The organism is Prevotella jejuni, from assembly GCF_900187995.1.
Classification (GTDB): domain Bacteria; phylum Bacteroidota; class Bacteroidia; order Bacteroidales; family Bacteroidaceae; genus Prevotella; species Prevotella jejuni.
Genome location: NZ_FZNZ01000033.1, coordinates 22,861 through 38,580 on the forward strand (window position 1 = coordinate 22,861; position 15,720 = coordinate 38,580).

The following is a 15,720-nucleotide window of genomic DNA, read 5'->3' on the forward strand; positions in this document are numbered from 1 at the left end:
GGAGTGATCACCGAGATACCCCTATGGCGAGGATGTAGGCTTCCTGTTACCCCTTGTTCGGTGTCTACGATAGCTGAAACGTTCTGTGAGTTCTGTATGCCGGAGGCCTTCTGTGGGATCGAAATAGTGCGCCAAAAGGTTCTGTTAAATCTGTGAGTCCTGTGAGAGATAAAACTCCCCAAGAACTGTGTTAGCAGCCTAATAGGGGTAACCTCACATACTACGCCCCTCCCTGCGGGGGAGGGGTTGGGGGAGGGGCCACTATCTTGTGGGTTCGAAACTGTGCGCAAAAAGGGTCTGTTAAATCTGTGAGTTCTGTGAGAGAAAGAACTCCCCAGCGTAAGAGAAAAACCTCCCCAGCGTGAGAGAAAGAACACATAAAGACCCACGCAAGCAGGCCAATAGGGGTAACCTCACATATCACTCCCCTCCCTACGGGGGAGGGGCCGGGGGAGGGGCCACCGTACACACTCTCTTACTCTGTTACTCTCTCTCCCCTACTCTGTTACTCTGTCTTCTCCTACCCACGGTTCTCCTGTCTCTCACATACCCCGTCTAACCATGAAATATCCCACTCGGAAGCTGCGTTTCTTACGTCCCCAGACTTGAAGGGAGTACATGCCATTGGGCAGCGAGGCGATGTTCAGCTGGTTATTGTGTATGGTCTTTGCCTTGACAGAGCGCACAGCCGACCCCTGCAAGGTAAGGACAACATAATGGTCGGCATCCGTCAGCTTAGCAGCAGCAGGCAGACTGAGCGTGTTACCATCGTTGGCAAGCAAGGAGACATGCGACGGAGCGAGCGAAACAGCGTTATCGACCTCCTGCAAGGCAGGCGTCTCAACGCCATAACGACTCATTCCCCTCACAGCGAAGAAGAGGTCGGGACTGACATTCTTCAGCCTCAGCGACTGTCCGACAAAGCGTGCGAAGAGCAAGTTACGAGGGTCATCAGTGTCGACAGGATAGGTGTTGCTGACATAAATATTATAGTATGGAGCCACCGATTTCCACCTTATTACCACCGACTTATCGTCGTTTCTCACCACCAGCGACGCCCCTGCAGCAACAGGCGCATCCCCCATTGTCGCAGTCGTCAGCATCGCATGAGGGAGAGCCAACGCCGCATTAAACTGCTTCTCAAAGTCGTAGACCCCCTGCTTGTTGCTTGTGAGGAAGAGAGAACGGAAATGAGCGTGTCCCGCACCGAGGTTACGACTGACGTACATCTGGCGTGTCAGGTCGCTTAAAGTCCAATTTCCCTCTCGTGGATCGAGGAAGTAAGTACCCAAGCCAGAGACGATCTCACGCTGATAACGGTTCTCCATCCAGTCGGCAAGGAACGGGTAATAATTGTCACCACGGAAGTATTGCATCGGATAAAGCTGGTCCATCAACCCCTGTCGAAGCCATTCTTGTGCCTCCTGAGACACCCTGTCGTGTGCATTGAAATTCTTTGAACTATATCGACCGAGGTCGGCATGCTTCCCAATAGGCGAGCACGACATCTTCACCCATGGTTTGATAGCCTTCACCTCATCGTGGATAGCCCTAACGATGGCCGTTATGTTGCTACGACGCTGGTCGGGTGTGTCACCCAGACGATAGGAAGGACGGGGCCAGCCATCGGGGTATCGGATGTAATCAAGGTTGATTCCATCGACATCATAATTCCTTACAATCTCCCCACAGATACTTGCCAAATAGGGAGCCACAGACGGGTCGGAGGGGTCGAGATACGCCCCTGTGGAGAAGCTACGTATGCGGAAGCCCTTTTTCATCAGTGTCCTGCACCCAAGCGAACCCTTTGCACCTACCGGAATAGTGGCTATCCAGGCGTGAATCTCCATCCCTCGCTTGTGACACTCGGCCACTGCGAAGGCCAGCGGGTCGTAGTCACCACCCGGCACGCCGCCCTCTACGCCCGTAATACACTTGTCCCATGGTTCGAGAGCAGACGGGTAAATCGTTGCCGCACGCACTCGTGCCTGCAAGAGGACGGTGTTGATATTTGCCTTCTGGTATTTGTCGAGGATATCGACGAGCTCTTGTTTCTGTTGCTCAATGCGCTCCGGCGACGTAGCGTAGGTCTTTGGCCAATCGAGGTTGGCAAGTGTTGTCAACCAGACGGCACGTGTCTCGCGCTTAGGCATAGCCGTTGTGAGATAGTCAACAAGACTTGTTTGTGCCTGTGAAGTAATCGTTATAACACAAAGGAACGTAAGTAAAATGAGCTTCTTCATATATAAGTTTGATGATATGACGTGATTGTCTTAATAATAATCTACCCCTTTCTTTTCGGTTGCAAAGGTAGGCATAAATGGTTAGATGGCAAACTAATAGGGGAAAAGAAATCTTAAAGAGAAAGAAGGACACACTGCACTCCACAGCTGGCCCCTCCCCCGTCCCCTCCCCAAAAGGGAGGGGCGTAATCACCGAGATACCCCTATAGAGTGGATGTTGGCTGTAACGCTCTGTGTTATCGGTTGACTTAATGTCTCTGTGGGCCTTTGTGAAATCTGTTCTTCTGTGTTATCTGTGAGAAAAAGAACATTTTTGAGACTTGCTGCGGAGTTTTTTCTCTCACAGAACTCACAGATTTAACAGAACTTTTCAACCAACGTTTCGAGCCCACAGAAGGCCTTCGGCATACAGAGTTCACAGAGCGTTACTGCTAAAGGTGGCTGTAAGGTTCTGTGAAATCGGTTGACTTAATGTCTCTGTGGCCCTTTGTATGTTCTGTTCATCTGTGTTCTTCTGTGAGAAATAGAACGCACCCTCGCTATGAGATGTCACACAAACAAATCGCTGGGGAGTTCTTTCTTTCACGCTGGGGAGTTTTATCTCTCACAGAGCGCACAGAGTTAACAGAGCCTTTTTGCGCACGTTTCGAGCCCACAGAAGGCCTCCGGCATACAGAGGTCACAGAGCGTTACTGCTAAAGGTGGGTGTTGGGTGTTGGGTATTAGGTGTTGATGATTAGCTAACGTTGGCTGTAAGGTTCTGTGAAATCGGTTGACTTAATGTCTCTGTGGGCCTTTGTGTATTCTGTTCTTCTGTGTTTCTCTGTGAGAGAAAGAAAGGTCCTTCGTGAGAGAAAGAAAGGTCCTCTTTGAGAGATAGAGTACTAACCATGTAAATAGGAAATGTCAAGATATTTCGCAGGCTGTTCCCTTCTCTTTTCGAGAAAAGGTTGAGTATGCTACAAGAAGAGGCTTTTCTACGTTCGAGAACATGCCCTTCTTGCATCAAGAAGGGCGTCTTCTACGAGCAAGAAGGGCATATACTCGAATGCAAAACGTAACACGCTGATTTCTTGTGGGTTATATCCTTGGTTGTAGATGATGATATATGTGTGTTGTGAGGGTTGTCAGCTTGGTGGATTGTAAGGATTATTTATCATCACATGAACTCTCCTCTCTCACATACATCACACCCAACGAAAGCTGAAACGCTCTGTGTTCTCTGTATGCCGGAGGCCTTCTGTGGACTCGAAACCGTGAGCTTAAAACCTCCGTGAACTCCGTGTGCTCTGTGAGAGAAAGAACTACCCAGCGAGTCACATGCGTCTCATCTCTTAGAGAGGGTGTTTTCTATTTCTCACAGAAAAACACAGAAGAACAGAACACATAGCATCTCACAGAGACATTAAGTCAACCGATTTCACAGAGCGTTACAGCTAATCTTAGTTGAAAGGCCTCTGTGACCTCTGTATGCTGGAGGCGTTCTGTGGACTCGAAACCGTGAGCTTAAAACCTCCGTGAACTCCGTGTGCTCTGTGAGAGAAAGAACTACCCAGCGAGTCACATGCGTCTCATCTCTTAGAGAGGGTGTTTTCTATTTCTCACAGAAAAACACAGAAGAACAGAACACATAGCATCTCACAGAGACATTAAGTCAACCGATTTCACAGAGCGTTACAGCTAATCTTAGTTGAAAGGCCTCTGTGACCTCTGTATGCCGGAGGCGTTCTGTGGGCTCGAAACCGTGCGCAAAAAGCTCCGTGAACTCTGTGCGCTCTGTGAGAGAAAAAACTCACAAGCGTGAGAGAAAAACCTCCCCATGCCCCACACAAGCAGGCCAATAGGGGTAACCTCACATACTACTCCCCTCGCCATTCGGAGAGGGGCTGGGGGTGAGGCCGCCCATGTGTTCTATGCCTCGAAGCCTCTCCCCGCCAGAAAACCATACTGATTTCTTTCCTTTCTCTATATTTTTCTTTATCTTTGTAGCCATCTATTGTGAGATAGTTACATTTTATCAATAATCTAATAGAAATCGTTTCAAGGACAAGAAGATGAAGAAGATATTTACACTCCTTGCTGGATTGCTCATCGCATCATCATCGTTTGCCATCCCAGCGATGAAGATTTGGCGAACAGTTAAGCAGGCTGATGGCACGTTGCTGAAGGTGATGACCGTTGGTGATGAGCACTTTAACTATGCCATGACAGAGGACGGTATTCCCCTTGTACCCTATCATGGCAACTACTACTATGCGCATATCGTAGACCAGCAGTTGGTGGCCTCGGCGGTTCTGGCACATAATAAAGAACTCAGACACGGCCGCGAGGAACTCGCTGCGGCCGCTCTGGAGGAGGTAAGACAACTGCAGAGAAACAAGGAACAGCAGGTTAGCTCGAAGCCTTTCGGACTCAGTGATGGGACGACATGGGAGGGAAGTAAGAAGGGACTCGTCATCTTAGTGGAGTTCGCAGACAAGTCCTTCACCAATCCACAGAATGTTCTCACACTCCGACCACGTGAGTCTGACATCAAGACCCTCTATGAGAAGATGCTTAACGAGGAGGGTTATAAGAACGACAATGGGGCTATCGGGAGTGTACACGACTATTTCAAGGACCAGAGCAACGGTAGGTTCGATCTTACCTTTGATGTCATTGGACCCGTGAAGTTGGCTCATCCGTATAAATACTACGGTGAACACACACAGAACATGAACGATGCTAATGCGCCACAGATGATTATCGACGCTTGTAAAGCCGTCAAAGGACAGGTAGACTGGCGTCGTTACGACTGGGACGGAGACGGAGAAGTGGAACAGGTCTACGTTATCTATGCGGGTGAAGGCGAGGCTACGGGTGGCAATGCAGACACGGTTTGGCCGCATAAGTATTCGCTCACGGACGCAGGACTGAGTGCGCTCCATTTCAATGGACAGACGATTGACACCTACGCATGTAGTAATGAGATTATTAGAGCAAAAGTCAACGGTATGCAACGAGTGTATTATTCGGGCATAGGAACCATCTGTCATGAGTTTTCTCACTGCTTAGGGCTCCCTGACTTCTATGATACAAGGGGCGGAAAGAACGTTGGCTCGGGACGATACGACCTTATGTGTGGCGGTAGTTACAATGGTGGACCAGAGAGTTTAGTAAATGTTTATGGCGGAACGGGTATCGGCACGGTGCCTGCAGGATATGATGCCTACGAGAAGGCGTTCATGGGTTGGCTGAAGCCTACCACCCTCGGCAATGCTGCCGTGGACGTGAAGGATATGAAAGGACTGTCGGAAGGTGGTGAGGCGTACGTCCTCTATAACCCTGACAACAAGGATGAGTATTACATCTTAGAGAACCGTACGCCCTACAGATGGGACAGTGAGCTGCCTGCCCACGGCCTGATGGTGTTCCATGTGGACTATAATGCTATGGCGTGGAGGATGAACAACCTCAATGCGGCTGCCGCTCAACATCATCCAAGGTTCACGATAGTACCTGCGGATGGCATCCTCAATAGTGACTCACAGGACAATGACCCTTTCCCAACGGCCTTGAACAATAGTCTGACGAGCTCTACCGACCCTCGCCTTAACTTCTATACGAACTATAGAGTGACGGACTTAGCGGGGATAACAGGGATTGCGAAGAACCATGATAACACTATCTCTTTCCGCTATACACCGCTGAATACAACAGCAGCCATCACCTCGCTCCCTGCTGACAATGCCGCTCAGCCGTCTGCTGCCTACACCCTCTCTGGCATAAAAACCAACCCTCAACAGACAGGACGACGCCAGATAGTTATCGTGAAAGATAAGGAAGGGAGGGGGTGTAAGGTGTATTAGCGGCCCTCTCAACAAACAACAACTGGCCCCTCCCCCGTCCCCTCCCCCAAAGGGAGGGGCGTGATCACCGAGATACCCCTATGGAGCTGCTTATGTCTTGATGAAGGTGTGGACCCGCTTCGACGCTTCTATCGCTATTCATCAACACCCATCACTCATCACCCAACACCCGTCTATGAGGCCCCTCCCCCGTCCCCTCCCCCGAAGGGAGGGGCGTGATCACCGAGACACCCCTATGGAGCTGCTTGCGTCTTGATGAAGATGTGGACCCGCTTCGACGCTTCTATCGCTAATCATCAACACCCATCACTCATCATCCAACACCCGTCACTCATCACCCAACACCCGTCTATGGCTATTCATCAACACCTAACACTCATCACCCAACACCCATCTATGAGGCTGAGAAGATATTAACTAAAACAAACAGAATATGAAGATTAAAACAGCAACATTAATTGGCTTGATTGGTGCAATCACCAGTCTTGTGATTTCTCTTTACTTTTTGGTCTACAACACAGGTATTATTTCATTCTTTGTAGATACCTTTGATTTCTTCCCACTGAATTTAGTAGATACGTATTCACCGTTTCTTAGCAGCTTTGGGAGCCTCATCTCTAAAATCACATTATGTATCTTCTTCTACGTTGTATATAAACATCAGAAGTAGAGAGGGGTGTTCTATTTCTCACAGAAGAATACAGAAGAACAGAATACACAGCATTCCACAGAGACATTAAGTCAACCGATATCACAGAACCTTACAGCCACCTTTAGCAGTAACGCTCTGTGAACTCTGTATGCCGAAGGCCTTCTGTGGGCTCGAAACTGTGCGCAATAATGCTCAGTGAACTCAGTGCGCTCTGTGAGAGAAAAAACTCCCCAGCGAGTCTCGCAATTGTTCTATTTCTCACAGAAAAACACAGAAGAACAGAACACACAGCATTCCACAGAGACATTAAGTCAACCGATTTCACAGAACCTTATAGCCAACTTTAGCTAATCATCAGCACCTAACACTCAACATCCACACCCTTCTTTAGCTGAAACGCTCTGTGAACTCTGTATGCCGGAGGCCTTCTGTGGGCTCGAAACTGTGCGCTTAAAACCTCCGTGACCTCCGTGCGCTCTGTGAGAGAAAAAAGTCACCAGCATGAAAGAAAAACCTCCCCAGCGAGTCTCGCAATTGTTCTTTTTCTCACAGAAAATCACAGATGAACAGAACACACAGCATTCCACAGAGACATTAAGTCAACCGATTTCACAGAACCTTACAGCCACCTTTGGCAGTAACGCTCTGTGAACTCTGTATGCCGGAGGCCTTCTGTGGGCTCGAAACTGTGCGCAAAAATGCTCAGTGAACTCTGTGCGCTCTGTGAGAGAAAAAAGTCACCAGCGTGAAAGAAAAAACTCCCCACGCCCCACACAAGCAGCCCAATAGGGGTAACCTCACATATTACGCCCCTCCCTGCGGGGGAGGGGTTGGGGGAGGGGCCACTATCTTGTGAGCTCGAAACCGTGCGCTTAAAACCTCCGTGACCTCCGTGCGCTCTGTGAGAGAAAAAAGTCACCAGCATGAAAGAAAAACCTCCCCACGCCCCACACAAGCAGCCCAATAGGGGTAACCTCACATACTACGCCCTTATCTGAAACAAGTCAGCAGGATGATGAAAAGTCCTTACAACCCACCAAGCCGACCACCCTCAAACCACACAGCTATCATCGCCTATAAACGAGGATATAACCCACAAGAAATCAGCGTGTTTTGTTTTGCATTCGAGTATATGCCCTTCTTGCTCGTAGAAAACGCCCTTCTTGTGGCAAGAAGGGCATGTTCTTGAACGTAGAAAGGCCTCTTCTTCCATCTTGAAAAGCATATACTCCATGCAAGACACATGAAAACAGTTTACAAATAAACGTGATTAATAGAAACACAACCACCCCAATACCATCTCAACCCACCTATTTCATTGATTTTCAAAAATTTATTCTAAAACGCTTGCAAGACTAAAATAAAAGGTATATCTTTGCAGCGACAGTTTCCACCACGCCTCTTAAGAATGCGTACCAGGGTGGAACTTTTGCTTTTTATACGCTTATGAATTACACAAAACAACCTTTGAATTATCTTCAGATAGAATAAGCAAGTTAACAAGCTGACGAGTTGACAAGTAAACCAGTTGCTTGATAGTCTCCGTGATGGGCGAAAAAACATTACATGTTATCATGAAGTTAAGACATGAAAAGCCGTGCGCTCTGTGAGTGTTAACCTCCCCATACGGCTCTCAAACATTCTTTTTCTCACAAAGGACAATTCTTTTTCTCACGGAGGTTGCGTTCTTTCTCTTATAGAGGACAATTCATTTCTCACAGAGGGTGCGTACTTTCTCTTATAGAGGACAATTCTTCCTCTCACAGAAGTACACAGAAGAACAGAACACACAGCATTCCACAGAGACATTAAGTCAACCGATAACACAGAACGTTACAGCCAACACCTATCAACCACCACCCATCTTTAACTAATCATCAACACCTAACACCCATCACCCAACACCCACCTTTAGCTATAACGTTCTGTGATATCTGTATGCCGGAGGCCTTCTGTGAGTTCGAAACTGTGCGCAAAGAGGTTCTGTTAAATCTGTGAGTTCTGTGAGAGAAAAAACTACCCAGCGTGTTGTTTGTGTATCATCTCATAGAGTGGGTGCGTTCTATTTCTCACAGAAAATCACAGATGAACAGAACACACAAAGGCCCACAGAGACATTAAGTCAACCGATTTCACAGAACCTTACAGCCATCTTTAGCTGAAACGTTCTGTGATATCTGTATGCCGGAGGCCTTCTGTGAACCCGAAACTGTGCGCAAAAGGATTCTGTTAAATCTGTGAGTTCTGTGAGAGAAAGAAATACCCTTTGTGAGAGAAGGAACTCTCCAGTGTGAAAGAAATGCTTACTCACACCTCGTGTCAGCAGGCCAGTAGGGGTAACCTCACATACTACTCCCCTCCCTGCGGGGGAGGGGTTGGGGGAGGGGCCAGCTGGTGAAAGGTCTAGGGCCAGCTGGTGAAAGGTCTGGGGCCAGCTCTTGGTGAGGCTTCCTTTTACCCACACAAAAAAAAGGACACCCTTACGAGTGTCCTTAAGTGATTCCGACAGGATTCAAACCTGTAACCTCTTGATCCGTAGTCAAGTGCTCTATTCAGTTGAGCTACGGAACCATTGTTATGGTTGCAAGTGGAGTAATGAATTGCTTCATTGCTGAATTGCGAGTGCAAAGGTAGGACTTTTTCCCCAAACCACCAAATGTTTTACTATCTTTTTTACTCTTTTTTTTCATCTTCATCTTGCAGGGTTGGCAGCGAGATATGGTAACCCACTGCAATAAAACGAATTATACAGATGGCGACGAAGGTGATGATGACGGTCAGAGGGAGCGACATACCGAGGGCGAAGAGGCCCCAATAGATGAGTCCACCACCCACACTTGCTACGGCATAGATTTCCTTGTGGAAGATAACGGGGATGTTGTTTAGGAGTACATCACGGATGACACCACCCGCCACACCGGTTATGCAGCCCATGATGATAGCCACCCAGAAGGGATAACCGAGTGCGACAGTCTTCTGAATACCCGCTATAGTGAAGAGGGCAAGGCCGAGCGTGTCGAAAACGAACCATGCGTTGCTAAGTCGTTTAATCCATCGTCGTGACAAGATAACCAAGAAGAGGGCCAGACCCGTACATAGCACATACATGATATTGGTCATCCAGAAGGGTCGTACTCCTAACATGGTGTCACGAATAGTACCGCCCCCGATGGCGACGGCAAAGCCACACACATATCCTCCGAACCAATCGAAGTGTTTCTGTGCGGCGTGGCGAATACCCGATATGGCAAACGCGAATGTCCCAAGAAACTCCAGTATTACCTGCAGCGTACGGACAAGATGTGGGTCAGTGTATAACATTTTTGTCTATGAAAACTAACTAAAAGATGCCTTAAAGGCCTTATTTCAGCGAAAGGGGACGGGAAAATGCTGCAACGCAAGCCATCAACACCTTAACAGTAAGGTATTTAGATGTACATGCTAATCTACGGAAAGCTGCATCGCAAGTCATCAACACCTAACATTTAACACCCATCACCCTAACAGCAGGGTATTTGGGTGTACAAGGCAGACTACGGAAAGGTGCATCGCAAGCCATCAACACCTAACATTTAACACCCATCACCCTATCAGCAAGGTATTTGGGGCGTATATGTCAGACAGCGGAAAGTTGCAACGCAAGCCATCAACACCTAACATTTAACACCCATCACCCATCAAACCCTATTCTGTGGTTCTCCTTCAATGAATTTCTTTATATTCTCAACACAGATATTCATGAGGCGTTCGCGTGCTTCACGTGTAGCCCAAGCGATATGAGGAGTGATATAAGCATTCGGCTGATTGAAGAGCGGATTGTCGTTGTGTGGTGGCTCATCGGTCATCACGTCGGCACAGTAAGCACTGAGTTGTCCACTCGCAAGGGCATCGGCAACAGCTTGTTCGTCGATGAGTCCACCACGGCCAGTATTGATCAAGATTGCACCTCGGCGTACCTTCTTCAGCGTTTCGGCATTAATCATACGTGTGTTGGCAGCTGTCAGCGGACAATGAAGGGTGATGACATCCGACGTGCTAAGCAGTCCCTCGAGGGTTGTCTTGCGGATACACTCAGGAAGGTCACTACTGTTCTTACTCGTATAAGCCGAGATGTCCATCCCTAACGCATGTGCTATCCTGGCCACCTTCTGCCCAATATGGCCCAAGCCAACGATACCTAAGGTCTTACCAGATAGTTCGATGAGGGGCGTATCCCAGTAACAAAAATCCTTCTGCTTGCTCCACTCGCCTCGACGCACAGCCTCGGCGTAGTGGTCGACATGCGTAGTTGCGTTGAAGAGGAGGGCGAAGACGTGTTGTGCCACGCTGTCCGTGCTATACGCAGGGATATTACAAACGACGATACCACGCTCGTGAGCGGCCTCAACGTCGATGTTATTATAACCCGTTGCAAGCTCACCGATATACTTCAATCGGGGCAGTTGGTCGAGCAGCTCACGTGTGATATTCACCTTATTAATAAGGATTCCGTCGGCATCCTTAGCTCGTTCAACGACTTCATCCTGCTTTGTTCGTTCATAAACAACGCAGTCTGCTATCTCTTTGATTGGTTCCCATGACAAGTCGCCAGGGTTGACTGCATGGCAGTCGAGGATTACTATTTTCATGTTTATTGGGTGTTAGGACCTCTCCCCCAACCCCTCCCCAATGGGGACCTCCCCCAACCCCTCCGAAGGAGGGGAGTGCCTAACGGGGTACAGCTTGGTTGGGTTTGAGGTAGAATTTGGTTGGGTTTGGGGTACAACTTAATATGCTTCGATTTACCGCATGGCAGGCTTTGCATTACAACATGATAGTCTTCGTACTACAACGTGATAGACATCGATTTACCACTTAATAGGCTTCAGACTACAACGTGATTGACTTTACGCTACAACGTGATTGACTTTACGCTACAACGTGGTAGGCTTCGATTTACCACTTGGTTGCCTTCGTTACACATTATTATTATCATAAGGGGAAACATAGGGAGATAACACTCCGTTAGGCGCCCCCCTCCTTCGGAGGGGTTGGGGGAGGTCCCAACTCATCCGGCATATACTGCTGTTTGACATAATGTCCTTCGTAGTCGTGAGGATACTTATATCCATCGCCATAACCCAAGTCCTTCATCAGCTGAGTAGGCGCATTACGCAGATGGAGAGGCACAGGCAGATTACCAGTCTGACGCACCAACTCTATCGCTCGATTGATGGCTTTATAAGCAGAGTTGTCCTTCTTCGAACGAGCGAGGTAGACCACCGCCTCTGCCAGGGGTATTCTCCCTTCGGGCCAACCAATCTTCGTCACAGCATCAAAGGCCGCATTGGCCAAAAGAAGTGCATTCGGATTAGCCAGTCCGATGTCTTCAGCCGCACTGATAACGACACGACGCGCAATAAACTTAGGGTCTTCGCCTCCTTCTATCATACGAGCCATCCAATAAAGGGCCGCATCGGGGTCGGAGCCACGTATCGACTTGATGAAAGCCGACACGATATCATAGTGCATCTCACCGCCCTTATCGTAGGCCAAGGGGTTCTCTTGCAGTCGCTCCTCCACCATCTTATCCGTCACAACGATGTCATCGCCAGTCTCGGCAGCCACGATTAAGTCGAGAATATTCAGTAACTTACGTGCGTCACCACCGCTATAACGCAGGATGGCATCCGTCTCCCGTAACTCGATATGCCGTTTCTTCAGTTCGACATCCTCCGTCACTGCCCTGTGCAAGAGCTTCAGCAGGTCGGCCTTCTCCAATGACTTCAACACATAGAGTTGGCAGCGAGAGAGCAACGGACGTATCACCTCGAAGGAAGGGTTCTCTGTTGTGGCACCAATCAGGGTGACTGTCCCCTTCTCCACCGCCCCTAAGAGCGAGTCTTGCTGCGACTTTGAGAAACGATGAATCTCATCGATAAAGAGGATCGGCGAGGCCGAATTGAAGAAACGATTGCTCTGTGCACGCTCGATAACCTCACGTACATCCTTCACACCACTCGTCACTGCCGAGAGCGTAAAGAATGGTGTCTCCAGCCGTTGGGCTATGATTTGGGCCAAGGTGGTCTTCCCCACGCCCGGAGGTCCCCATAGGATAAACGACGCAATACGCCCCGAATCAATCATCCGACGCAGCACAGCACCCTCACCGACAAGGTGTTCCTGTCCGATATAGTCTTCAAGCCTACGTGGTCGCAGCCGTTCTGCCAATGGTTCCATAATTCTCTCCTATTTTAATGTAGTTACAAAAGTACAGAATTTATCTCTAATAACAAAGAATGAAAGAATGAAATACCGAAAGCCGACCTTATCCGAAAACCTAAACCCCCTTATTCTTATAAACCTACAATTACACGCTATTTAGCATGAAGTCAACTATAATTCAAAAAAGTTCACTGCTCCCCCTTTCACTTTCCCTATAATCATAAGAGTTAAAAGGCTTCATATAATAATACCAAAGTCTTATCATTATAAATAGAAACAAAAGATAACTAAACAGCAAAGGTATTAACAATCTGTGTGGCATTTCTCTATCTCTCCTTGTGCCATTGGCCCTATGTGGCTTTACTACCCACCTCCGTCTCTCCGTCTCTCCGTGTAAACCAACAAACTACGAATTACGCAAATTACACGAACAATTGTCGCAACAAATAACTCGTGAACTTATCAAACTACACAAATCATTATCGTAACAAACAACTCGTAAACTCGTGAACTTGTTAACTTGTTAACTCGTAAACTTGTAAACTAAACAAACTGCAAGAAAAAGTTTAATTTTCATTTGCTGTCATTTTTAACATTTCGTGTAACCTCACTGTGTACTAAAGAGTTACGTGGAGACCAAGGTTGACAGGAATGACAGGAAACATCGTTTTGACTAAATACCATCGTTAAGACGGTATTAACCGAGGACAGGGTAGACAAGAGACAAAGTAACAAAATGAACAGCTTGTAGACAGGGTACGGGAAGAGACAGGGTAACAGGGTGAACGGATTGTAGACAGAGTATGCGAAGACAAAGTAACAGGATGAACGCCTTTTGGCGGAGTAACAGAATTCATTATATCAAATTAAGACTATAAGGGGTAATTAGACTAATCTATTGTCACTTTAATCTTAGTATATCATCAGCACAAACTTCATAATAAAAAACTTGCCCCCAGAACGCTACAAGAGACGTTAGGAGGCAAGAAAACGAAAATTAAATTACCGAAGTGTTGATATAATGCTTTATTAATGTAAGTATCACATTAGCTAATAAGATTTACTTTCTAAAAGAATATTTCAAGTTCTCAAAAGCTAAGTATACTCACTTACCTTTCTTTAACAAAAATCTAATTTACTCCAAAGAACTTAGGCATAAATCATTATTGAGCAGTCCACGTGTTAAAGCCATAAAGTCTTTGATATCTAATAACATTTAGATTAGTACTTCTAAAATGCAATAGATATGATTCTACAAATGGAGTATCCATATATGTTGACCGAGACCAATACCAACCACCATAAGTGATTCCGTCAAAACGTCCTTCAGGATTACCATAATAACCAGCACTTGGTAAAAAGAAATAATCACTAAGATTGGTTGGCTTTCCTTGTGTAGGAGTTTTCATTAATGACATATCTGTATTAGAGTGTACATAATCTATTCCATCTGGTGCTTTCACAGAACTAAAACCTGGTATATTATTTCTATGCAACAACCAAAGTCCTCCAATATAAAGATGTCCTCGCATAGACCAGAGAGTAACTCTCTCAAAATGAGGATTCCCCCTATCGACATACCATGCTATTTCATTAACATTTGGACAGTTCGCACAAGAATTAGTTGCTTGTGCAGGATAATGAGCAGAGTTATAATATCTATTTACATCAGTAGCAGCAGGGTAGCCACTTGCAGATGCATGATTAAGATATGGCTGTACACCTTCATGTCCCAACCAATAATGAGATTGTGCATCCCACATATAATATTTCAAAGAAGAATAATCCTCTGGCGTAAGGTTAGCCGTAATATCATTAATCTTACCCTCTTGACAGTTATAGCTTGAAACAGTCTTTACAACATCACCTTCTACATTAGTTGTAGGGTCCTTAATCGTGTAAGTGATTGTAAAGTTATAGGTACCAGGCGCAACAACCATATAAGCTCCATTGGTAGCGAGTGATGAGGTGGTTGTGTTTAGTGAGAAATCGCTTGTATTAAGCGTAATTGTGTTTGAATAAGTCTCACCTGCCTTTTGCGCAAGGCTTCCTGTTGAGAAATCATACTTACCTGCGATAGGCTGGTCGGCTGTTACCTTAATCTTTGTCAACTTAATATTTGGACCAAGGTCGGTATTCATACAACGTGGTACGAAACAGAGGTAACTGGCTTTATGATTGAGTGTAAAGGTATAATTACCATTGCTGCCTGTTGCCGTTGCAGTACCGCAATCGCCTGATGTGCCAAGGTGGCTGAAGTCGTTGGCTGTGGTCTGTGTCTGTGTGCTTGCAATGGTTACAGTGTTAGCGTCTGTACCATTCTCACCTGTATAACGCACCTCACGGTTGTTCAATGTAAATGAACCAGAAGCAAGACTGAATATTGCTTTTGCCTTATTAGATGGATTATAAAGATTAGCAGCATTACTCTGATGAAAGGTATTCGCATCGTCCTGTACGAAAATCTTATCAGCTGATGACCAGAACACCTTAGCATCGCCACCAAGTGTATAGGTAGCTGTTGTACGTGTCAACGCACGTGTATCATTTCCTGGCTGTGAACCATCAAAAGTAGCAACACCCTTAGCGGTATTCTGTTTAGCATTATCCTGCTGTGCACTGTCTTCACTTGAACAAGCCACAACAGACAAGGCTGCTACTGCACACGCAGCAAATTGCGTTAGTTGTTTCATTGATTTATTCATAATTATTCCCTTTTTGTTTCTTTAGTTACTTAATTTATTAATCCCATAAATCGCTTCTTCTCGTTGAG

7 protein-coding genes and 1 tRNA gene are annotated in these 15,720 nt (G+C 46.8%); 2 read left to right on the forward strand and 6 right to left on the reverse strand.

The window, feature by feature from the left end; all coding sequences use genetic code 11:
* Positions 1 to 542 precede the first annotated feature (542 nt).
* Positions 543 to 2,243, reverse strand: coding sequence for a glycoside hydrolase family 10-like protein (locus tag CHB62_RS11490; protein ID WP_089366963.1), 1,701 nt, complete (start codon positions 2,241 to 2,243; stop codon positions 543 to 545).
* A 2,054-nt stretch (positions 2,244 to 4,297) separates the two neighbouring features.
* On the opposite strand from CHB62_RS11490, the gene CHB62_RS11505 reads away from it, so the two are divergent.
* Positions 4,298 to 6,091 (forward strand): M6 family metalloprotease domain-containing protein, encoded by a 1,794-nt coding sequence (locus tag CHB62_RS11505; RefSeq protein ID WP_089366966.1) that lies wholly within the window; start codon positions 4,298 to 4,300, stop codon positions 6,089 to 6,091.
* 433 nt (positions 6,092 to 6,524) lie between these two features.
* Entirely contained in the window at positions 6,525 to 6,761 is a 237-nt protein-coding gene (locus CHB62_RS14935; protein ID WP_089366967.1) for a hypothetical protein, read from the forward strand.
* Positions 6,762 to 9,240: 2,479 nt separating this feature from the next.
* Here CHB62_RS14935 and CHB62_RS11520 read toward each other — a convergent pair.
* The 5 genes from CHB62_RS11520 to CHB62_RS11540 all read right to left on the reverse strand — a co-directional run bounded on the left by CHB62_RS11520 (position 9,241) and on the right by CHB62_RS11540 (position 15,640).
* Positions 9,241 to 9,314, reverse strand: a tRNA-Arg gene (locus tag CHB62_RS11520).
* A 102-nt stretch (positions 9,315 to 9,416) separates the two neighbouring features.
* The gene (locus CHB62_RS11525) at positions 9,417 to 10,064 is read right to left on the reverse strand and encodes a trimeric intracellular cation channel family protein (RefSeq protein ID WP_009013381.1); all 648 of its coding nucleotides are present in this window, start codon (positions 10,062 to 10,064) and stop codon (positions 9,417 to 9,419) included.
* A gap of 356 nt (positions 10,065 to 10,420) precedes the next feature.
* Positions 10,421 to 11,371, reverse strand: a complete 951-nt coding sequence (locus tag CHB62_RS11530; protein WP_089366969.1) for a D-2-hydroxyacid dehydrogenase — start codon at positions 11,369 to 11,371, stop codon at positions 10,421 to 10,423.
* A gap of 376 nt (positions 11,372 to 11,747) precedes the next feature.
* Positions 11,748 to 12,962 carry a replication-associated recombination protein A gene (locus CHB62_RS11535; protein ID WP_089366970.1) on the reverse strand — a complete coding sequence of 405 codons (1,215 nt, stop codon included), beginning with the start codon at positions 12,960 to 12,962 and terminating at the stop codon, positions 11,748 to 11,750.
* Between the two features lie 1,148 nt (positions 12,963 to 14,110).
* The gene (locus CHB62_RS11540) at positions 14,111 to 15,640 is read right to left on the reverse strand and encodes a hypothetical protein (protein WP_089366971.1); all 1,530 of its coding nucleotides are present in this window, start codon (positions 15,638 to 15,640) and stop codon (positions 14,111 to 14,113) included.
* Between the last annotated feature and the right edge of the window lie 80 nt (positions 15,641 to 15,720).